Origin of the sequence: Roseovarius sp. EC-HK134, assembly GCF_902498815.1 — a bacterium.
GTDB lineage: Bacteria > Pseudomonadota > Alphaproteobacteria > Rhodobacterales > Rhodobacteraceae > Roseovarius > Roseovarius mucosus_A.
Genome location: NZ_LR701544.1, coordinates 1,581,994 through 1,601,347, shown reverse-complemented (window position 1 = coordinate 1,601,347; position 19,354 = coordinate 1,581,994). Strand labels below are relative to the sequence as shown.

General features: G+C 60.8%; 21 protein-coding genes. 9 read left to right on the top strand and 12 right to left on the bottom strand.

The window, feature by feature from the left end; genetic code table 11:
* The first annotated feature begins 4 nt into the window (after window positions 1-4).
* Window positions 5-1,120 carry an acetoin utilization protein AcuC gene (locus tag GC127_RS11655; RefSeq protein ID WP_151978201.1) on the top strand — a complete coding sequence of 372 codons (1,116 nt, stop codon included), beginning with the start codon at window positions 5-7 and terminating at the stop codon, window positions 1,118-1,120.
* Between the two features lie 104 nt (window positions 1,121-1,224).
* Here GC127_RS11655 and GC127_RS11650 read toward each other — a convergent pair whose 3' ends face one another.
* The 10 genes from GC127_RS11650 to GC127_RS11610 all read right to left on the bottom strand — a co-directional run bounded on the left by GC127_RS11650 (window position 1,225) and on the right by GC127_RS11610 (window position 9,271).
* Window positions 1,225-1,992, bottom strand: coding sequence for an amino acid ABC transporter ATP-binding protein (locus GC127_RS11650; RefSeq protein ID WP_008281687.1), 768 nt, complete (start codon window positions 1,990-1,992; stop codon window positions 1,225-1,227).
* 14 nt (window positions 1,993-2,006) lie between these two features.
* Entirely contained in the window at window positions 2,007-3,296 is a 1,290-nt protein-coding gene (locus tag GC127_RS11645; protein WP_008281686.1) for an amino acid ABC transporter permease, read from the bottom strand.
* A gap of 2 nt (window positions 3,297-3,298) precedes the next feature.
* Complete coding sequence (locus GC127_RS11640; RefSeq protein WP_008281685.1) at window positions 3,299-4,513, bottom strand: amino acid ABC transporter permease; 1,215 nt, start codon at window positions 4,511-4,513, stop codon at window positions 3,299-3,301.
* A gap of 119 nt (window positions 4,514-4,632) precedes the next feature.
* Entirely contained in the window at window positions 4,633-5,652 is a 1,020-nt protein-coding gene (locus GC127_RS11635) for an amino acid ABC transporter substrate-binding protein (RefSeq protein ID WP_008281684.1), read from the bottom strand.
* Window positions 5,653-5,856: 204 nt separating this feature from the next.
* Complete coding sequence (locus tag GC127_RS11630; protein ID WP_081506864.1) at window positions 5,857-6,579, bottom strand: ATP12 family chaperone protein; 723 nt, start codon at window positions 6,577-6,579, stop codon at window positions 5,857-5,859.
* Window positions 6,580-6,582: 3 nt separating this feature from the next.
* A complete protein-coding gene (locus GC127_RS11625; protein ID WP_151978199.1) occupies window positions 6,583-7,257 on the bottom strand; it encodes an HAD-IA family hydrolase in 675 nt (224 codons plus the stop codon).
* Window positions 7,254-8,297, bottom strand: a complete 1,044-nt coding sequence (locus tag GC127_RS11620) for an RluA family pseudouridine synthase (protein ID WP_008281681.1) — start codon at window positions 8,295-8,297, stop codon at window positions 7,254-7,256. The genes GC127_RS11625 and GC127_RS11620 overlap by 4 nt, the downstream gene beginning before the upstream one ends.
* Window positions 8,294-8,671, bottom strand: a complete 378-nt coding sequence (gene crcB / locus GC127_RS11615; protein ID WP_081508570.1) for a fluoride efflux transporter CrcB — start codon at window positions 8,669-8,671, stop codon at window positions 8,294-8,296. Before crcB ends, GC127_RS11620 begins: the two co-directional genes overlap by 4 nt.
* Window positions 8,672-8,787: 116 nt before the next feature.
* Entirely contained in the window at window positions 8,788-8,919 is a 132-nt protein-coding gene (locus GC127_RS23355; RefSeq protein WP_368372780.1) for a hypothetical protein, read from the bottom strand.
* Window positions 8,876-9,271 (bottom strand): hypothetical protein, encoded by a 396-nt coding sequence (locus GC127_RS11610; protein WP_368372779.1) that lies wholly within the window; start codon window positions 9,269-9,271, stop codon window positions 8,876-8,878. Before GC127_RS11610 ends, GC127_RS23355 begins: the two co-directional genes overlap by 44 nt.
* Before the next feature lie 134 nt (window positions 9,272-9,405).
* Between GC127_RS11610 and GC127_RS11605 the strand changes: the two genes are divergently transcribed.
* From GC127_RS11605 to GC127_RS11590, 4 genes are all read left to right on the top strand, one after another.
* Window positions 9,406-11,172, top strand: coding sequence for a DNA polymerase III subunit gamma/tau (locus GC127_RS11605; RefSeq protein ID WP_151978197.1), 1,767 nt, complete (start codon window positions 9,406-9,408; stop codon window positions 11,170-11,172).
* Window positions 11,173-11,276: 104 nt separating this feature from the next.
* Window positions 11,277-11,621, top strand: a complete 345-nt coding sequence (locus GC127_RS11600) for a YbaB/EbfC family nucleoid-associated protein (protein ID WP_037273999.1) — start codon at window positions 11,277-11,279, stop codon at window positions 11,619-11,621.
* A 66-nt stretch (window positions 11,622-11,687) separates the two neighbouring features.
* Entirely contained in the window at window positions 11,688-12,281 is a 594-nt protein-coding gene (gene recR / locus GC127_RS11595; protein ID WP_151978195.1) for a recombination mediator RecR, read from the top strand.
* 51 nt (window positions 12,282-12,332) lie between these two features.
* The gene (locus GC127_RS11590; RefSeq protein ID WP_008281675.1) at window positions 12,333-12,689 is read left to right on the top strand and encodes a DUF1294 domain-containing protein; all 357 of its coding nucleotides are present in this window, start codon (window positions 12,333-12,335) and stop codon (window positions 12,687-12,689) included.
* 67 nt (window positions 12,690-12,756) lie between these two features.
* Here the strand turns inward: GC127_RS11590 and GC127_RS11585 are convergent, their stop codons facing one another.
* Entirely contained in the window at window positions 12,757-13,530 is a 774-nt protein-coding gene (locus GC127_RS11585) for a DUF1013 domain-containing protein (protein WP_008281674.1), read from the bottom strand.
* A 131-nt stretch (window positions 13,531-13,661) separates the two neighbouring features.
* Between GC127_RS11585 and GC127_RS11580 the strand changes: the two genes are divergently transcribed.
* The 3 genes from GC127_RS11580 (at window position 13,662) to GC127_RS11570 (ending at window position 16,139) form a co-directional block, all read left to right on the top strand.
* Window positions 13,662-14,303, top strand: a complete 642-nt coding sequence (locus GC127_RS11580) for a ribonuclease T2 (RefSeq protein WP_254700085.1) — start codon at window positions 13,662-13,664, stop codon at window positions 14,301-14,303.
* Between the two features lie 83 nt (window positions 14,304-14,386).
* Window positions 14,387-15,256 carry a DMT family transporter gene (locus GC127_RS11575; protein WP_151978191.1) on the top strand — a complete coding sequence of 290 codons (870 nt, stop codon included), beginning with the start codon at window positions 14,387-14,389 and terminating at the stop codon, window positions 15,254-15,256.
* Window positions 15,257-15,389: 133 nt separating this feature from the next.
* Window positions 15,390-16,139 carry a hypothetical protein gene (locus tag GC127_RS11570; protein WP_151978189.1) on the top strand — a complete coding sequence of 250 codons (750 nt, stop codon included), beginning with the start codon at window positions 15,390-15,392 and terminating at the stop codon, window positions 16,137-16,139.
* 188 nt (window positions 16,140-16,327) lie between these two features.
* Here the strand turns inward: GC127_RS11570 and aroC are convergent, their stop codons facing one another.
* A complete protein-coding gene (aroC, locus tag GC127_RS11565) occupies window positions 16,328-17,431 on the bottom strand; it encodes a chorismate synthase (RefSeq protein WP_151978187.1) in 1,104 nt (367 codons plus the stop codon).
* Between the two features lie 262 nt (window positions 17,432-17,693).
* Between aroC and GC127_RS11560 the strand changes: the two genes are divergently transcribed.
* On the top strand, window positions 17,694-19,337 hold the full coding sequence (locus GC127_RS11560; RefSeq protein ID WP_008281670.1) for an ABC transporter substrate-binding protein: 1,644 nt from the start codon (window positions 17,694-17,696) through the stop codon (window positions 19,335-19,337).
* Window positions 19,338-19,354 lie beyond the last annotated feature (17 nt).

Below are 19,354 nucleotides of genomic sequence, written 5' to 3'. Positions count from 1 at the left end.
GCCTATGCAAACGCCCGTCTTTATCGGATCAGAGATCTATCGCGGCTCCTCCTACGGGGCACGCCACCCCCTTTCCATACCGCGCGTGCCCACCGTGATCGACCTCTGCCGCGCTCTGGGCTGGCTGCCACCCTCGCAATACCGCATCAGCCCGCGCGCCAAACCACAGGCGCTAACCGCGTGGCACAGCCCGGCCTATATCGCCGCCCTGCAAGCGGCTGAAACATTGGGCCAAGTCTCGCCCGAAATCCGCACCCGCCACCAGATCGGCACGCTGTCCAATCCAGTTTTCCCAGAGATGTTCCGCCGCCCCGCCACCGCCGCCGGTGGCTCGCTTCTGGCCACCGAACTGCTCGCACATGGCGGCGTGGCCTATAATCCCGGCGGCGGCACCCATCATGGCATGGCCGATCACGCAGGCGGGTTTTGCTACCTCAACGACCCGGTGCTGGCGATCAAGGCGTTTCTCGCCCAAGGTCTCAGCCGCATCGCCTATGTCGATATCGACGCGCATCACTGCGACGGGGTGGCCGCCGCCTTCCACGGCGACCCCCGCGTGCTGATGATCTCGACGCATGAGGCCGGGCGCTGGCCCTTCACCGGTACACTCGACGACCGCGCGGGCAGCCATGCCATCAACCTGCCCCTGCCCCGCGCCACGAATGACAGCGGCTTTGCCATGGCCTTGCACGAGGTCATTCTTCCAGCGGTGCAAGCCTTCACCCCGCATGCGCTGGTCCTGCAATGCGGTGCCGATGCCGTGACCGAAGACCCGCTGTCGCGCCTCTGCCTTTCCAACAACGCCCATTGGGAAGCGGTGGCGCTCTTGCGCCCCCTCGCCCCGCGCCTGCTTGTGTTGGGCGGCGGGGGCTATAACCCTTGGACCGTGGGCCGCCTCTGGTCCGGGGTCTGGGCCACCCTCAACAATACTGAAATCCCCGACCGCCTGCCCGAACCCGCCCGCGCCATTCTGGCGGCTCTCTCATGGTCCCGCCGCCCCGCGTTCCCCGACGAGCCCCTCATCGACACGCTGCGCGACGCCCCGCGCCCCGGCCCCATCGCGGATGACCTGCGCGCCTCGATCCAACACCTGCGCGCGCGCCGCGCCGTTTGGGTCTAAACGCAAAAGGGGCCGCAAAACTGCCGCCCCTTTCATCTGGCCCAAAATACCTCGGGGGAGTCCCGGACTTGCTCCGGGACGGGGGCAGCGCCCCCACCCCTGCTTTAATGCCCCAGAATCTGGCTCAGGAACAGTTTGGTGCGGTCCGACTGCGGATTGTTAAAGAACTCTTCCGGTTCGTTCTGCTCCACGATCTGGCCCTGATCCATAAAGATGACCCGGTTCGCCACCTTCCGCGCGAATCCCATCTCATGGGTCACGCAGAGCATGGTCATTCCCTCTTCGGCCAGTTGGATCATCGTATCCAGAACTTCCGAAATCATCTCGGGATCAAGCGCCGAAGTCGGCTCGTCAAACAGCATGATCCGGGGCCGCATGCACAAACTGCGCGCAATCGCCACCCGTTGCTGCTGCCCCCCCGACAGCTGGCCGGGATATTTATTGGCCTGCTCGGGGATTTTGACCTTTTCCAGGAAATGCATCGCCACTTCCTCGGCCTCGCGCTTGGGCGTCTTGCGCACCCAAATCGGGGCCAGCGTGCAATTCTCCAGAATTGTCAGATGCGGGAACAGGTTGAAATGTTGGAACACCATGCCAACCTCGGACCGGATCTTGTCGATATTCTTGAGGTCATTCGACAAGAGCGTGCCATCAACCGTGATCTTGCCCTTCTGATGCTCTTCCAGCGCATTGATACAACGGATGAGCGTGGACTTGCCCGATCCCGACGGCCCCGCGATGACGATCCGCTCGCCCTGATAGACGGTCAGATCAATGTCGCGCAGCACATGAAATGCGCCATACCACTTGTTCATCTTGGTTATCTCGACGGCAACCTGATCCGAGACATTCATTTGTGTTTCAGCGGCCATGATGATGACCCTCCTTACCGATGATCCGTGCGAAGCTGACGCTCCAGCCACTGGGAATATTGCGAGATACCGTAGCAGGTGATGAAGAACAGGACGCAGGCAAAGCCAAACAGCTCCCAATAGACCCCGTTCCATTCCGCAGACGCCAGAATCGGACCCCGGATCATGCCCACGATGTCAAACATCGAAATGACCGAAACCAGCGTCGTATCCTTGAAGAGGCCCACCGCCACGTTGACGATACCGGGGATCGAGATCTTGAGCGCTTGGGGCAGGATGATAAGTTGCATCGCCTGCGCATAGTCCAGACCCAGACTGTCCGCCGCCTCGTATTGCCCGCGCGGCAACGCAGCGAGGCCCCCCCGGATTACCTCGGCAATATAGGCCGAAGAGAACATCGTGATCATGATGATCACCCGCAGGATCAGGTCGAAATTCGTCCCCGGCGGCAGGAAATACGCCAGCACCACATTGGCCACGAACAAGAGCGTGATCAGCGGCACGCCCCGGATAAACTCGATAAAGACCACGCAGATCCACTTGATGATCGGCATGCTCGATTGCCGCCCGAGCGCCAGCAGAATGCCCAACGGCAAAGAGAGCGACACACAGACCACCCCCAGCATCAGGTTGATCATGAACCCGCCCATATCGCGCGAGGCCACGGCCTCGATGGCCAGCACATTCTCCATCGGTCCGGTTACATAACCTGAAAGTATCCAGAATATGAGCGCCGCCACAAACGCCGCTATCACCGCAACACCGGCGTTGACCGTCACGACGCGGCTATAGACAACCGCTCCCACTAGCACGCCAATCAAGGCAAAGACTGGCACCATCAAGGACCCGCCCCAAATCAGCCAATAGGCGATGAATGGGTAAAGCCCTGTAAAGATCAGCATCTTGCGTGGGAACACCTTGCCAAACAGCACGGGTGCGGCGGCTATGAACAGCAGCACAAAGGCCAGCCCCGGACGCCAGTATAGCTCGGATGGGTATTTGAACCCGAACAAGAGCTGGTTCCAACGCTCACTCAGCACCGCGAAACAGGCCCCGGTCTTGCCATCCAGAATCTCACGACAAGCTGACAGGCTCGGGCTGTCCCAGACACCGTTGAGAAACCACGGTGTCGCTGAGATCACAATCTGAAACACCACATAGGCCGACACAACCGTCAGAAGTGCATTGCCCGGCGAGGAAAACAGGTTCTCACGCAGCCATTTGATGGCCCCCGTTTGCGTCGCAGGGGGCGGCGCTTCGGGCAGCATGTGCTTGCGCACAAAGGCGAATTGATCACGGCCCATGCTCAACGCTCCTTCAACTTGATCGAGTTGTTGTAGACGTTCATGATCGCCGAAATCGCGAGGCTGATCGTGAGATAGAACAACATCAGCATCAGCACGCATTCAATCGCGCGCCCCGTCTGGTTAAGCGTGATCCCCCCCAAGGTGCCCGTCACATCCATATACCCCACGGCAATGGCGAGCGACGAGTTCTTGGTCAGGTTCAGATATTGCGAAATCAGTGGCGGAATGATCACCCGCAAGGCTTGCGGCAGGATCACAAGGTTCATGATCCGGTTGGGCCGCAGGCCCAAGGACGCCGCCGCTTCGGTCTGGCCCTTGCTTACCGCCTGAATACCCGCGCGCACGTTCTCGGCGATGAAAGCGCCGGTATAGATCGCCAGCGCGAACCACAGCGCAATCAGAGAGCCGCGAATATGTAGCCCGCCGTCAAAGTTGAAGCCCTTGAGCGCAGGATAATTCAGGCTGATCGGCTGACCCAGAACAAAGTAGATCAGGATCGTCGGCACAAAAAGGATAACCAAAGACGGCCAGCCCATCGGCAACAGCCGCCCGGTGTCATACAGCAACTTGGTTGCATAGCGACGATAGGCAAAGACGCCAAAGATCGACGCAAGGAACGTCAGCACCACCACCAACGATCCCGGTCCCCAGACCGGCGCCGGCGTGTAGATCCCCCGGTTGGTAAAGGCAAAGGCGTCGAACAGCATAGATGCATCTGCGTTGTCGCCCCTAAACTGGTTGGGCGAAGGCAAAACCGCCGTCATCACGGTAAAGATGATGAGGATCCAGATCAGCACCGGGATGTTGCGAAAGATCTCGACGTAAAAGGCCATCAACTTGCGCACCAGCCAGTTGGGCGAGAGCCGCAGCACACCGGCCGTGACCCCGAAAATCGTCGCCGTCGCACAGCCAAGGAAAGCCACGATCAAAGTGTTGATCACGCCCACCAGAGAGGCGCGCAAATGGCTAGACTGACTGTCGTATTCGATGGGCCGCTGATTGATGTCGTAATTCGCTGGATTACTCAGAAACCCAAACGAGATATTCTGCCCCTGCGCCGCAAGGTTGTTGACAAGATTGGCCCCGAGATAGCCAAGCAACAACATCAACAGAACCAGAGCGATGAATTGGAAAGTGTAAGAGCGATACCGTGTATCGTAAATCAGCATAGAAAGCTGAAACGACGCCTTGGGAGGGTCGGTCATCGTTGTCATCTTGGGTTTCCCTGTGTTTCGACCCGGATTTTTATCGGCATCGCTGCCGTGGGCCGATTTTTAAGTAGTCTACTGGTGAAAAGGGCGCGGGAATTTCCCGCGCCCTTCGTCAGGATCGCTTACCGGAACGGCGGGGCATACATGATGCCGCCCTGCGTCCACTGCGCATTCAGACCACGGGCCAGACCGATCGGGGTCTTTTCGCCGATGTTCTTCTCGAAGATTTCGCCATAGTTGCCACCGACGGAAATCGCGCGCTTGGCCCAGTCATTGTCGAGGCCGATCATCGCACCCAGCTCACCTTCGGTGCCGAGGATACGGTTGATCTCCGGGTTTGCACCGGCTGCGGCAGACAGCTCGCCAATATTCGCCGAGGTGATGCCCATTTCTTCGGCAGCCACGAGCGCGTAGAACGTCCAGCGCACGATATCACCCCAGTCGTTGTCGCCATGGCGCACGAGCGGGCCGAGCGGCTCTTTCGAGATGATTTCCGGAAGGATCACGTGATCGCCGGGATTCTCGAACGCAGCGCGCGTGGATGCCAGACCCGACGCGTCGGTCGTGTAGGTATCGCAGGCACCGGCCAGATACTGCTGCTGACCTTCGGCGTTGGTCTCAATCGGCACCGGCTCGTAGCTGATGTTGTTGGCGCGGAAGAAATCCGCAAGGTTCAGCTCGGTGGTGGTGCCAGTCTGGATGCAGACCGTTGCGCCGTCCAGCTCTTTGGCAGAGCTGACGCCCAGCGACTTGGGCACAAGGAAACCCTGACCGTCATAGTAGTTCACGCCGACGAAATCGAACTTGAGGTCGGTATCGCGCGAGAAGGTCCAAGTGGTGTTGCGCGCCAGCAAGTCGATCTCACCCGAGGCAAGCGCTGTAAAGCGGGTCTTGCCGGTGGTCGGCACGAATTCAACGGCATTTCCATCGCCCAGCACAGCGGCGGCAACAGCGCGGCAGATCGCCACGTCAAAACCTTCCCAAACACCGTTTGCATCGGGGGCGGCAAAGCCCACGAGGCCGGTGGTCACACCACAGTTCAGCTTACCGCGGGCCTTCACGTCATCCAACGTGGCAGCCGCAGAAGCGCCAGCCGCAAGGCCGGCCACCGTCAGCGCGCCCAAAAATACGGTTTTTTTCATGTTTACCTCTTCCTGATTATCCGCCCTTCAAGAGCGGTTTGTCGGGCCAATCGGCCCATTGTGACACTGTTGGCAGGGCTTTCACCCCTCTCAGTGACGCCAAGTTTGTGTGGATTCATCATGAAACGTCAAGTCTTTGTTCACGAAACCATATGGCAAAACCCGGCGAAACCGGCCCCTGCCGTTGCGTCAGTCGCTTGGCGGTCAGACTGACTGATCCTTACGCGAAAGATCATAAAACCGCTTGGCATGGATAAAGTCAGATTGTTTCCTTGCGGCCATCTCTTCCGCCTCTTCATCGCTACCCCATTGCTCTGCCTGCCAGGTTTCATCGACCCGAGACAGGTCCCAGAGCGTTTTAACGGGGTAAAACCCATCCAAAGCCGCAAATCCTATCACAAGCGACCCACTCAGGCTCACAAGGTCGTGAAAGGCCGTCAAAGCCCAAATGTCCAGCGCATCCACATGAGCCCGCAGCCGTGCCATTGCCTGCACATCCTGCGGCACATGCACCACGCCCTCAACCGCAAGCAGCTTGGCGGACAGGACCGATTCGGTCCAATCGAGCAGCGGATTCCATGCCGCTGCCTGTTTTTCGACCAGTTCGCTGGGGCTCACTGCCCGATAACAGATCAGATCACTGTCGCCATAGGCGGCCAGCATCTCGGCCACTTCGGATTTCTGATGTGCCACCTTGTCGATGGCCGCATTGGCAGACCTTGTAAAAGGCATGGTGCCGGGGTCGATCTTGCCTTCTTGCGCATCCCACTCCGCGGCGATCGCCTCGGCCAAGGCCCGCGTCGGCACGCTCAGCACCGCCTTGGCCGGGGTGCGCACCGCGCGCCCGTCTAGCCGCACGCCGAACCCGTCGCCCTCTTCGACAACGCCCGCCTCTGTCCAGAACCGCTTGGCTTTCCATTCGCTCATCGTCTACCCCCAAATCCGCGCCAAAGCCTCGGGGAGCGCGCGGAAATCCTGCACGATTTCGCGGGCGGCCCCCAACGCTTCGGGCCGGTGATACCCCCAAGAAACACCGATGCCCGCAATCCCCGCCGCCTGCGCCATGTCCATGTCGAAACTCGTATCGCCCACCATAACCGCATTCTCTGGCGCAACCCCGGTCTCTGCCAGCGCCGCCCGCAGCATCGAGGGATGCGGCTTGGATGGATGATGATCCGCCACCTGCCGCGTCACGAAGTAAGACCGGAGATCATGGCCCTCCAAGAGTTTGTCCAGACCCCGCGCCGATTTGCCCGTGGCGACCCCCAACAGGGTTTCCGGCACAGCATGCAGCGCCTTCAACGTCTCAAGCGCGTGGGGATAAAGCGGCGAAGAGGCTTGCACGCCAGACTCTGCCCGCAAACCCATATAGGCCTCTTTATACCACGCCACGATCCGCGCGTGGACATCGCCGGGCAATTGCGGCGCCAGTCGCGCCACCGCCACATCCAGCGACAGACCGACAATGCCCAAAATCACCTCGCGCACAGGTGCCGGTTCCCCGGCCCGATCAAACGCCGACCGCATCGCCGCCAGAATGTCACCTTGGCTGTCCACCAGCGTGCCATCGACATCAAAGATCACCAGACGCAAGGGACGGCTCATGCCATATCCTCTAGCGGGTCCTCCGGCGCTTCGGAGGGCACCCACTGAAACAAGTCCCAAGTCCGCGCCATATGCTCGGGCAGTGGGGCTGTGATGTGCAGAATGGCCCGTGACACCGGATGCTCGATCTTGAGCGACCGCGCGTGCAGATGCAACTTGCGGCTTACATCGCCACCCAGCTGCGCGCCCCAGCCATCGCCCAGATTCTCCTGCCCTGATCCGCCATATTTGCCATCGCCCACGATGGGATGCCCGATCTCGGCCATATGTGCGCGCAGCTGATGCGTCCGCCCCGTCACCGGAATCAGCGCCATCCAAGCCGTGCGCGCACCCGCCGCTTCGATCACCGCATAATCGGTGGTCGCAGGCTTTGCCCCCGGCGTCGCGTCAATGTCGCGCGGATGCAAGCACAGCATCTTCTCGCCCTCGCCCTTGGCCCCATGCCCCGGCGCCTTGACCAGACCAAAGCGAATGGTGCCCATACGCGGCGTGGGCACGCCCGCCACGGCCGCCCAGTAAATCTTGCGCGTGTTGCGATGCCGGAACGCCGCCGTCAGCCCCTTGGCCGCCTCCCGCGTGCGCGCCAGCAACAAGACGCCCGATGTGTCCTTGTCCAAGCGATGCACCAGACGCGGCTTGTCCTCGGCCCCAAAGCGCAGCGCCTCCGCCAACCCGTCCACATGGCGCAATTGCTTGCTGCCGCCCTGCACCGGCAGGCCCGGCGGTTTGTTCAGGGCGATGATATGGTCATCGCGGTAAATCACGCAGGATTGGATCATCTTGGCATCCGCCGGGCTGATCCGCGCCAAAGCTCCTGTCGGGCGCTCATCGGTATCGGGCAACGGCGGAATACGCACACTCTGCCCAACCTCAAGCCGCGTCGCGGGTTTTACCCGCCCGCCATCGACCCGCAACTCGCCTTTGCGGCACATCTTTTCGATCTGCACTTGCCCCACATGCGGAAACAGCCGCCGAACCCAGCGATCCAACCGCTGATCGCCGTCATCCGGTCCTACAATCCGTGTCTGCACTCCGCTCATGCGAAAAACCCCCGCGCCAGCCAGACGCCCAAAATCAAGGCCCCGATGGACAATCCCACCGACAGGCCGACATATCCCAAAGCCGCCATCGCCTGCCCCCGCTCCCAGAGCATGAAGGCCTCAAGCGAGAACGCCGAAAACGTCGTGAAGCCACCCAAAAGGCCCGTCATGACCAAGGGGCTGATTTGCCCGGCACCCCGCTGTGCGAGGATCACCACGGCCAGCCCCATCAGGAAGGATCCGATAACGTTAACACCAAGCACGCCAACCGGGAAACCCGGCGCAGCCAAGCGCTGTGCCAAGAGCACCACGCCATAGCGCAGGCACGATCCAATCGCGCCCCCCACGGCCACCTGAAGCAATGCGGACATCATGCCCGCGTCTGTCGCGCGCGCCCGGTCAATTGTCAAGCGCGGCCCCCGGATCTGCCGCTCAGCGCGCCAGACCTGCACAAATTCGCAGGATTTTGTAAGGTTCGTACACTGCGCGCTCAGCCGCCTGCGCGCCGCGCCCAGCGCAACTGCGCCTCCGTTTCCACCGCACAGGGCCGGATATGGCGCAACCTCTCCAATGCTGCATCAGGGTCTTCGCCCTGCGCGATCATCAACCGCAGGGCCACCATCCCCGATCTGCCACAGCCCCCCCGGCAATGCACCAGAACCCCCCCCGGCCAGCGCGCGCGCGATATCTTGGCTGGCCTTAGTCCAGGCTTCGATCTGGCTTGTGTCCGGCACGCCGTAATCCGGGATCGGAAACGCCACCCAACGGCTCCCCGCCTCTTGCACATCATTGCCAAATGTTTCGGCCCCCGCGCTCAACATCTCGGCTGGCATGGTCAAGGACACCACAAGCGCTGGTTTCCAGTCGCGGATATGCGCAAGGTCGGCGGCATAGGCACCCCCCGCCCCCGGTAGCGGCGCAAGCGCTAGAGTGCCCCCGCCAACCCGGAGCGCGTAGATGATGAAATCATCCATAAAGTAAACACCTTGATGACAAGCGTTCCGTCACGTCTGTCCAGCTTTGCCAGATTACCCACAAAAAGCAAGGTGGACGCCTCCGCCCCCTCGCCTTACGTTACGAAGGCATCCGAATCCTGAAAAGGTACCCCATGTCCGACACCCCGACCCCCGGCTATCAGGTTCTCGCCCGCAAATACCGGCCCGAGACCTTTGCCGATCTGGTCGGTCAAGATGCGATGGTGCGCACACTCAAGAATGCCTTTCAGGCCGACCGCATCGCGCAAGCCTTTATAATGACAGGGATTCGCGGCACCGGAAAAACCACAACGGCGCGCATCATCGCCAAGGGCATGAACTGTATCGGTCCCGATGGGCAGGGTGGCCCCACGACCGAACCTTGCGGCCAATGCGAACATTGCCGCGCCATCATGGAAGGGCGCCATGTCGATGTGATGGAGATGGACGCCGCCAGCAGGACCGGCGTGGGCGACATCCGCGAGATCATCGAGAGCGTAAATTATCGCGCCGCCTCAGCACGTTACAAGATCTACATCATCGACGAAGTGCATATGCTCTCGGTCAATGCGTTCAACGCCCTGCTCAAGACGTTGGAAGAGCCGCCCGCGCATGTGAAATTCATCTTCGCCACCACCGAAATCCGCAAGGTGCCGGTGACAGTGCTGTCGCGCTGCCAACGCTTTGACCTGCGCCGCATTGAACCCGAGGTGATGATCGCGCTCCTGCGCCGCATTGCCGACCGGGAAGGCGCGCAGATCACCGATGACGCGCTGGCCCTCATCACCCGCGCGGCAGAGGGCTCTGCCCGCGACGCCACCTCTTTGCTGGATCAGGCGATTTCCCATGGTGCGGGGGAAACCACGGCGGATCAGGTGCGCGCCATGTTGGGGCTGGCGGATCGTGGCCGGGTGCTTGATCTCTTTGACATGATCCTGCGCGGCGATGCGGCCGGGGCGCTCTCGGAACTCAGCGCGCAATATGCCGAAGGGGCCGATCCACTGGCCGTACTGCGCGATCTTGCCGAGATAACCCATTGGATCTCTGTTGTTAAAATAACGCCCGATGCCGCCAACGACCCCACAATCGGCCCCGATGAACGCGCCCGAGGTCTGGACATGGCCACCGCCTTGCCGATGCGCGTGCTCACCCGGATGTGGCAAATGCTGCTCAAGGCGCTAGAGGAAGTGGCGCAATCACCCAACGCGATGATGGCCGCCGAAATGGCGGTGATCCGCCTCACCCATGTGGCCGACCTGCCCACGCCCGAAGACCTCGTGCGCCGCCTCCAAGACGCGCCGCCCAATGGCCCGGGCGGCGGCGGCGGCCCCCGCATGCAGGCCAACCCACCCCAGAGCACCCATGCTCAGGCTCACACCTATGCGCCCACCCATTCCGGTCCATCAGGGCCAGTCTCGCAAGGTGCTGTGTCGCCCATGCTGGCCACAGACCCGGAAGAGGTGCTGTCCCGCTACCCCAGCTTTGAGCATGTGCTGGAGCTGATCCGCGCCAATCGCGACGTCAAGCTCCTGCTTGAGGTCGAAGGGCATATCCGCCTTGCCAACTATCGCCCCGGCCGGATTGAATTCACCCCCACGCCCGATGCCCCCGGCGATCTGGCACAGCGTCTGGGCAGCGCGCTACAACGCTGGACCGGCAATCGTTGGGCCGTCACCTTGGTGAATTCGGCCACCGCCCCCACCATTCTCGAGGCGCGCAGTGCCGCCAAAGATGCGGCAGAGTCTGACGCCCGGCAGCATCCGCTGGTGCAAGCAGTCTTTGCCGCTTTTCCACGGGCAAAGATTGCGCGGGTGAAAACCGAGAAAGATATCGCATCCCATGCCGAGACCGAGGCCCTGCCCGAGGTGGACGAGGAATGGGACCCTTTCGAAGAGGATTGAGCACCGCACCGCTTGCCTGTCGCCTTAAGACCACAGATATGCTTAAAGGCGGCAACGTCATTCAATGGCCCGCCCTGCGGGCCAAAACCACAGGAGATTACAGCATGTTCAAAGGTTTGGGCCAAATGGGCGACATGGCCAAGATGATGAAGGCCGCGCAGGAAATGCAAAAGAAAATGGCCGCGCTGCAAGAGGAAATGCACACAATCATGGTGACGGGCGAATCCGGCGCAGGTCTGGTCAAGGCGACCTGCTCTGCCAAGGGGGAGCTCAAGGCGCTCGATATCGACCCGTCGATCTTCAACTCCGATGACAAAGAGGTCGTCGAGGATCTGATTCTTGCCGCGATCAAGGATGCCCAAGCCAAGGCCTCGGCCCGTGCCCAAGAAGAAATGGGCAAGATCACCGAGGGCATGGGCCTGCCCAAAGACATGAAACTGCCCTTCTGAGACGCGGTTTCTTTTTGGCATAAATACTCAAAACCCCAACGCTTGCCCCCTGAGCGGAGCCTTAGATTGAGCAGCACCCGCGATATCGACGCCCTCATTGATATGATGGCCCGCCTGCCGGGGCTTGGCCCCCGGTCGGCCCGTCGCGCGGTGCTGCACCTGATCCGCAAGCGCGCTTTGCTGCTATCGCCCTTGGCAAAGCTGATGCAGACCGTGGCCGACACGGCGCGGGAATGTGCCACCTGCGGCAATATCGGCACGACCGAGATTTGCGATATCTGCACGAATGCCAAGCGTGCCAATGGCCAGATTTGCGTGGTCGAGGATGTGGCCGATCTCTGGGCGATGGAGCGTGGGCAGGCCTTTAAAGGGCGCTATCATGTGCTGGGCGGCACGCTGTCGGCACTGGATCAGGTCGGCCCCGAGGTTCTACGCATTCCAGCCCTCTTGGCGCGGGTCGATTCCGAGGCGATAACCGAGGTCATTCTGGCCCTCAACGCCACGGTCGAGGGGCAAACCACCGCGCATTACATCGCAGATCAGCTCGACGGTAAAGTCACGCTCACTTCGCTCGCTCAGGGTGTTCCCATTGGCGGCGAGTTGGACTATCTCGACGACGGTACGATCAGTGCGGCCCTCTCGGCCCGCAAGCGTCTGTGACACGCCCCTAGCGGCATCCGCCCCAAATGATACTGGACCCCTTTTTTAGCCATGTCCCCACTTGCCTTGACCCTGCTGTATCTTTTAGCCCTGAACGCACTCACCTTGGGTTTGTTCTGGTGGGACAAGCGCTGTGCCATCGAACGCCGCTGGCGCGTGCCTGAGAGTACGCTTCTGACGCTTTGTCTGATCGGGGGATCGCTCGGGGCCAAGACCGGACAGGGGATATTCCGCCACAAAACCCGCAAAGAGCCGTTCCGCACGTCGCTCAATGCCATTGCAGTTCTGCATATCGGATTTCTCGGGGCGCTCGTGCTGCCAGAGTTCCGCGCCGCCGTTATGGTGTTTCTCACCCATGCCACCAGCTATGTCCTGGGGCTCGCCGCAACCTGGATCCCTGCGGCCTGAGGCATAGGTAAAATGAAAATGGCCCAGGAAACCCCGGGCCATTGCGGTCTTGGTGATCTAAGCCGCTTTAGCGGCGACGACGTCCAGCATCCTGATCATCATCCTCATCATCCTCGTCATCCGAGGCGGGCAGATTAAAGAAACTGTCGGCGTCGTATTTCTTTTCACGCACTTCGGGGTGGTAATCCTGCCCGAGGGTGAAATTCTCCAGCCCTTCCATCGCCGTCGGCACACGTGGCTCAAGGTCCGCCTCAAGGCTTTGCTCGGTGCTCAAGAGCTTGCGACGTTCGTCATCGGTCAGCGCGGCGCCATCTTTGGCCTTCTTCGCAGCGGCCTTTTGCACGGCGGCATCAAGCTCGGACTGTTTGCACAGGCCAAGCGCAACAGGGTCGATCGGTTGGATGCTGCCGATGTTCCAATGGGTGCGTTCACGAATCGCCTGAATGGTCGGCTTCGTTGTGCCCACAAGGCGCGCAATCTGGCTGTCGGCCAGTTCGGGATGGAACTTGACCAGCCAAAGGATCGACGCGGGGCGATCCTGCCGCTTGGACAGCGGCGTATAGCGCGGGCCGCGCCGGGTCTCTTCGCCTTGGGCGGCAGCATTGAATTTGAGCTTGAGCTTGTGCAGCGGGCTTGCCTGCGCCCGTTCGATCTCGTCCTGCGTCAACTGATTGTTGGCAATCGGATCAAAACCTTTAACGCCTGCCGCCACATCGCCATCGGCGATCCCCTGCACTTCCAATTCATGCATGCCGCAGAAATCGGCAATCTGCTTGAAACTGATCGTCGTATTGTCCACCAGCCAGACAGCTGTGGCCTTGGCCATGATCGGCTTTGACATCTCTCAGGTCTCCTTTACCCAAAACTTCCCCGGCGCCTGAAAGGCGGTTCCGGCGGGCCGGAACGGGTTTCCATTGTAGGGGAACTCGGGCAGCTTATACTGACCTTGCCGATAAAATGAAAGACCAAAGAATGCGTGCCCAAGTTGCCTTGTTGCTCTGTCTTTTGCTTCCGCCTCTGCCTGCCACCGCGCAATCACACCGTGCGGGCGTGTTTGACTATTACGTGCTCAGCCTCAGTTGGTCGCCCACTTGGTGCGCGCTCGAGGGGGACGCGCGCAGTGCCGAGCAATGCGACGATGCCGCCAACACCGGCTGGATTCTGCACGGTCTTTGGCCGCAATATCATCGCGGCTGGCCCGAGCATTGCCAGAGCGTGCATGCGCCCCCCACCCGCGCCATGACCCGCGCAATGGCAGATGTGATGGGAAGCACAGGCCTTGCCTGGTATCAATGGAAGAAACACGGCTCTTGTTCAGGGCTGAGTGCCGCCGACTATTATGCGCTGTCGCGCGCGGCCTTTGATCAATTCACGCGGCCAGAGGTCTTTCGCAAGCTCACCAAGCCCGTGAAACTGCCCGCCAAAGTGGTCGAAGAGGCGTTTCTCAAGGCAAATCCGGGGCTGGAACCCGACATGCTGACCATCACCTGCCGCGCCGGGCGCATTCAGGAGGCACGGCTTTGCCTGTCGCGCGATTTGGCACCAGTGCCCTGCGGCGTTGATGTGGTGCGCGACTGCGCCCTGCGCGATGCGCTCTTTGATCCGATCCGCTGATCCATCCTCTTGGCCCCTTGAACCCCGCCAGTATTTCCTCAATGGTCGCGCCAAGCACGCGCATCAGACGGGACGGGCAAGACATGGATATCCGGGCAATCCTGATGGGGCTGGGCTTTGCGCTCATGTGGTCCTCGGCCTTTACCTCGGCACGGATCATCGTCTCTGCAGCCCCGCCCCTGACAGCGCTTGGCCTGCGCTTCCTGATTTCCGGGCTACTTGGCATTACCATCGCCCTGATCTTGGGCCAAAGCTGGCGACTGACCCGCGCACAATGGCGCGCCACGATCATTTTCGGCATCTGCCAGAATGCGCTCTATCTCGGGCTGAACTTCGTGGCGATGCAAACAATCGAGGCCTCGCTTGCCGCGATCATCGCCTCGGCCATGCCGCTCATCGTGGGGTTGTTCAGTTGGATCTTTTTAAAGGAGCGGCTTGGCAAGGTTGGAATCATGGGCCTCTTTGCCGGGCTAGGCGGCGTGGTGATCATCATGGGCGCGCGGCTTCAGGGGGGAATGGATCTTTACGGCGTGGGTCTCTGCCTGATCGCGGTTTTTGCGCTGGCCTTTGCCACGCTGGCGGTGCGCGGTGCGGCATCGGGGGGCAATTTTCTGATGGTCGTAGGCCTGCAGATGATGGTGGGCGCAGTCCTGACCGGCTCCATCGGCCTTGCCACCGAACCCCTCGTGATCGACTGGAGCACGCAGCTTGTCTTGGCGTTTCTCTATACCACGCTCGTTCCCGGCCTCGCCGCCACGCTGGTCTGGTTTCTCTTGGTCGAGCGGATCGGCGCAACGCGCGCCGCTACCTTTCATTTCCTCAACCCGTTCTTTGGCGTAGCGATCGCCTCTGTGCTCTTGAACGAAGCCCTCCGATTGGGCGACCTGATCGGGGTCTTGGTGATCATGGGCGGGATTCTGGCGGTGCAACTCTCGCGGCAAGGGCGGGTCTGAGGCACCGGGCTTGACACGCCATGACGAAGTTGTGAACCTTGGTAAGGTTGTGTTGATTTGGGTTGATTCTATGCGGTGTGTGAAAACCGGATTACTGATGTGTTGTGCCATTCTTGCGGGCTGCGGAGAGCCCATGACACAGGCACAAGTCATCGAAAAGTATAGTGGCAACACGGTGGCCAAACTGACCAGCGAAAAACGCATGGATCATTTGGGACCAAACAACCCTTCATTGGGGACACGTTACATCTATCATCAGACGGATGGGCACGCCTTATACAGCAAGCGCACGGACAAAGGGTATAGTAGGCAAGAAGCCGGTCGCTGGTGGGCCGGGAATGACAAGATATGTTATTCGATGCGCGTCACACAGGCCGAAGACCCGGAGGGCGATACCTGTGCCCCGGCGGGTACCGACGTCGTCTGGAGTAGCTTTGAACGCGGCGATACAAAGGGCCTCCGAAGATCGGTAACAGTTGCCCGAGGTGGCCAATCTGACATCGGTTTCGGGTGGGACAAAGTCATCGCCGCTGCGGGCGTGGCTATGGTCGGAGCAGTTGCCGTTGGGGCTGCTTCAGAAAAATTATGTGGCCCGGGCGGATGCACCGGCGGTGATTATTCGTCGGCTTCGGCTCAGCCCCAATCCTCCTCATCAGGAGGGTCGCAGACATCAAGCTCCGCGTCGCGTGAGACAAAATCCGGCTACACGATCACAGAGCGGATCAATTACGAGCGGAACGCGCAGACGGTTGTTGCACGCGGTCGGTGCGCAGACGGGAAGACCTTTGATGTCAGGTATCACCCAGACAACAATCCACAGTTTTACATCTACGGCTCGGGTGGCTCCAGCGTCGATGCCGTCGCAAGCCGTTTTTGCTCCTGAGAGCGAGGCTTGGCCGGTGGCATAGCCGACGCGTTCGGGAACAACCGACATAGGTCCGCTCGGATGACTTCTGGCGCGCTGGTGATCATGGCCGGGATGCTGGCGGTGCAACTCTCGCGGCAAGGGCGGGTGTGAGGCGCCGGGACTTTTGAAAAGTTCCGGATCATTCTCTTTTCAAGAAAATGGCTTTAGCCGATGTGCCCCCGCGGCCCATCGCCCACCTGCCCACGATGCAACAGCAAGTGGTCAAGGATCACGCACGCCATCATCGCCTCGCCCACGGGAACGGCACGAATGCCGACGCAGGGGTCATGTCGCCCTTTGGTCACGACCTCGATGGGGTTTCCATCCACGGTGATCGACTGGCGCGGGGTCAGGATCGACGACGTTGGCTTGACCGCAAACCGCACAACGATCTCTTGGCCGGTGGAAATCCCACCAAGGATACCGCCCGCATGGTTCGAGGCGAATTCCGGGCCGTTCTCACCCATGAAAATCTCATCGGCATTGGCGCTGCCGGTGAGGCGCGCGGCGGCCATGCCTTCGCCAATCTCAACGCCTTTGACGGCGTTGATCGACATCATCGCGGCGGCCAGATCCGTATCCAGCTTGCCATAAATCGGCGCGCCAAGGCCTGCGGGCACACCGCGTGCCACCACTTCGATCACCGCGCCGACCGAATCATGTTTCTTGCGCAGCGCTTGCAGATAGTCTTCCCACGCAGGGGCCGCCGCCGCGTCAGGCAGCCAGAAATCATTGCCGTCAATCGCGTCCCAATCGAACTGTGCGCGGTCCAACTCCATCTCGCCCATGGCGACCATATAGCCCTTGATCTCGATCCCCGGCACAAGTGCTTCCAAGGCCGCGCGTGCCACGCCCCCCGCCGCAACTCGCGCCGCCGTTTCCCGCGCCGAAGACCGCCCGCCACCACGTGGATCGCGCAGGCCATATTTCAGATGATAGGTGATATCGGCATGACCGGGGCGGAATGTCTTGGCAATCTCGCCGTAGTCGCGCGAGCGTTGATCGGTGTTCTCGATCATCAGCTGAATCGGTGTTCCCGTGCTCTGCCCCTCATAGACGCCCGACAGGATACGCACCGCATCCGGCTCGTTGCGTTGGGTCATATTCTTGTTCTGCCCCGGACGGCGCTTGTCCAGCCAGTGCTGCAACATCGCCTCATCCAGCGCCACCCCCGGAGGGCAACCATCCACCGTGGCCCCAAGTGCGGGCCCATGGCTCTCGCCCCAGGTGGTGAAACGAAACAGATGTCCAAAGGTGTTGAGGCTCATGCGCGGGGCTCCTTTGGCGCTGATCTAGCCCCGGCTCGCCCCGGCCTCAAGCTAATTTGGCGGGCTTTTGTCGCAAACAGGCGATCCATACCGGCGAATCGCGATAGTCTCTGGCGCGGGATGGGCTGGCAGAGCAACGATGAGGGACTTGGGCCAGCGCGTTCAGAAAACTCTGGTGCAGGGCGCACGCCCTGCTAACACTAGCGGCAAGACTGTCCAAAAAACGACAGCACCCAACATGATAATCAACAGGGAGAAGACAATGACCAAAGACACCTCGCACGACAGCGTGCGCCCGGTCGTCGCGAAAATGGCCGAGGACACCCGCGCCGGCAAGATGAGCCGCCGCGAATTCGTGGCGCTCGCCTCGACCTTTGGTGCCTCTGCCACTGCAGCTTACGGGTTGCTCGGACTTGCAGTGCCCACAGCCGCATATGCTGAAGACGCCAAGAAAGGCGGCGTGCTGCGTGTGGCAAGCCGCGTGATGGATATAACTGATCCGCGCAAATATTCCTGGACCGAGCCGGGCAATGTCGCCCGCCAGTTCTGCGAACCGCTGGTACGCTGGGCCTCTGACTTCAGCTTTCAGCCGATGTTGCTGGAAGGCTGGGAGGTCAGCGATGACGCCATGACCTACACGCTCAAGGTCCGTCAGAACGCGGTCTGGAACAATGGCGACGCGTTCAATGCCGATGACGTGATCCACAATCTCAACCGCTGGTGCGACAAAGCCGCCGAAGGCAATTCCATGGCCTCGCGGATGGCCACGTTGATCGACCCAGACACAGGCCGCGCGCTCGATGGGGCCATTGAGCGAGTGGATGATTTCACTATTCGCCTCAATCTGCCCCGCCCCGATATCACCATCATCGCGGGCATGTCCGACTATCCTGCGCTCTGCGTCCACCCCAGCTTTGGGGACGATGGCGATCTGGCCAAGGCCCCCATCGGGACCGGCCCGTTCGAGCTTGTCTCGATGGACATCGGCGTCGCCGCCGAGGTCAAGCGCCGGGAAGACGGCAAGTGGTGGGGTGGCGATGTCTATCTCGACGGCATCCGCTTTGTGGACTTTGGCGAAGATAACGCCTCGATCGTAGCCGCATTTGACGGCGATGAGATCGACATCAACGACGAATCCACCGCCGATTTCATCGAGTCCTACGATGCCCTTGGTCTGATCAAACAGTCCAAGACAACCGCCAACACTATCGTCGCCCGGATGCGCGCCGATACCGCGCCCTATGACAGCAAAGAATTGCGCAACGCCATCCAATTGGCCTGCGACAATGCCGTTTTGCTGGCCATTTCGATCAATGGCGAGGGTATTCCGGCAGAAAACCACCACGTGGCTCCGTTCCACCCGGAATATGCCGAACTGCCTGCGATTGCGGCTGATCCGGCCAAGGCCATCGAAATGGCACGCGCCGCAGGGCATGGCGACACAGAGATCGAGATCATCTCGATTGATGGCGACTGGCGGACCACCACCACCGATGCCATCGGCGACCAACTGCGTCAGGCGGGTTTCAACGTGAAGCGGACGGTGATTCCGGGGGCAAGCTTCTGGAACGACTGGACCAAATATCCCTTCTCGACCACCAACTGGGGTCCGCGTCCTTTGGGCGTTCAGGTGCTGGCACTGGCCTATAAATCGGGCGAGGCATGGAATGAATCTGGCCATGCAAACCCGGAATTCGATGCGCTGCTGGATGAAGCCTTGGGTGTTTTCGACGCGGACAAGCGCCGCGAATATTCGGCCAAGCTGCAAACAATGCTGCAAGACAGCGGTGCCGTGATTCAGCCCTTCTGGCGCAATCAGGCGCTGCACCACACGGACAAGGTCAAGGGCGTGCAGGCGCATCAATTCCGCGAAATGCACTATGAGCAGGTCTGGCTCGACGCGTAAAACCGTCCTGCACAACA

What these genes read in the sequence shown, in the direction of transcription:
- GC127_RS11655 (WP_151978201.1), top strand. Translation starts at nt 5, where the DNA reads ATGCAAACGCCCGTCTTTATCGGATCAGAGATCTATCGCGGCTCCTCC.
- GC127_RS11650 (WP_008281687.1), bottom strand. Translation starts at nt 1,992, where the DNA reads ATGGCCGCTGAAACACAAATGAATGTCTCGGATCAGGTTGCCGTCGAG.
- GC127_RS11645 (WP_008281686.1), bottom strand. Translation starts at nt 3,296, where the DNA reads ATGGGCCGTGATCAATTCGCCTTTGTGCGCAAGCACATGCTGCCCGAA.
- GC127_RS11640 (WP_008281685.1), bottom strand. Translation starts at nt 4,513, where the DNA reads ATGACAACGATGACCGACCCTCCCAAGGCGTCGTTTCAGCTTTCTATG.
- GC127_RS11635 (WP_008281684.1), bottom strand. Translation starts at nt 5,652, where the DNA reads ATGAAAAAAACCGTATTTTTGGGCGCGCTGACGGTGGCCGGCCTTGCG.
- GC127_RS11630 (WP_081506864.1), bottom strand. Translation starts at nt 6,579, where the DNA reads ATGAGCGAATGGAAAGCCAAGCGGTTCTGGACAGAGGCGGGCGTTGTC.
- GC127_RS11625 (WP_151978199.1), bottom strand. Translation starts at nt 7,257, where the DNA reads ATGAGCCGTCCCTTGCGTCTGGTGATCTTTGATGTCGATGGCACGCTG.
- GC127_RS11620 (WP_008281681.1), bottom strand. Translation starts at nt 8,297, where the DNA reads ATGAGCGGAGTGCAGACACGGATTGTAGGACCGGATGACGGCGATCAG.
- crcB (WP_081508570.1), bottom strand. Translation starts at nt 8,671, where the DNA reads ATGATGTCCGCATTGCTTCAGGTGGCCGTGGGGGGCGCGATTGGATCG.
- GC127_RS23355 (WP_368372780.1), bottom strand. Translation starts at nt 8,919, where the DNA reads ATGGTGGCCCTGCGGTTGATGATCGCGCAGGGCGAAGACCCTGATGCA.
- GC127_RS11610 (WP_368372779.1), bottom strand. Translation starts at nt 9,271, where the DNA reads ATGGATGATTTCATCATCTACGCGCTCCGGGTTGGCGGGGGCACTCTA.
- GC127_RS11605 (WP_151978197.1), top strand. Translation starts at nt 9,406, where the DNA reads ATGTCCGACACCCCGACCCCCGGCTATCAGGTTCTCGCCCGCAAATAC.
- GC127_RS11600 (WP_037273999.1), top strand. Translation starts at nt 11,277, where the DNA reads ATGTTCAAAGGTTTGGGCCAAATGGGCGACATGGCCAAGATGATGAAG.
- GC127_RS11590 (WP_008281675.1), top strand. Translation starts at nt 12,333, where the DNA reads ATGTCCCCACTTGCCTTGACCCTGCTGTATCTTTTAGCCCTGAACGCA.
- GC127_RS11585 (WP_008281674.1), bottom strand. Translation starts at nt 13,530, where the DNA reads ATGTCAAAGCCGATCATGGCCAAGGCCACAGCTGTCTGGCTGGTGGAC.
- GC127_RS11580 (WP_254700085.1), top strand. Translation starts at nt 13,662, where the DNA reads ATGCGTGCCCAAGTTGCCTTGTTGCTCTGTCTTTTGCTTCCGCCTCTG.
- GC127_RS11575 (WP_151978191.1), top strand. Translation starts at nt 14,387, where the DNA reads ATGGATATCCGGGCAATCCTGATGGGGCTGGGCTTTGCGCTCATGTGG.
- GC127_RS11570 (WP_151978189.1), top strand. Translation starts at nt 15,390, where the DNA reads ATGACACAGGCACAAGTCATCGAAAAGTATAGTGGCAACACGGTGGCC.
- aroC (WP_151978187.1), bottom strand. Translation starts at nt 17,431, where the DNA reads ATGAGCCTCAACACCTTTGGACATCTGTTTCGTTTCACCACCTGGGGC.
- GC127_RS11560 (WP_008281670.1), top strand. Translation starts at nt 17,694, where the DNA reads ATGACCAAAGACACCTCGCACGACAGCGTGCGCCCGGTCGTCGCGAAA.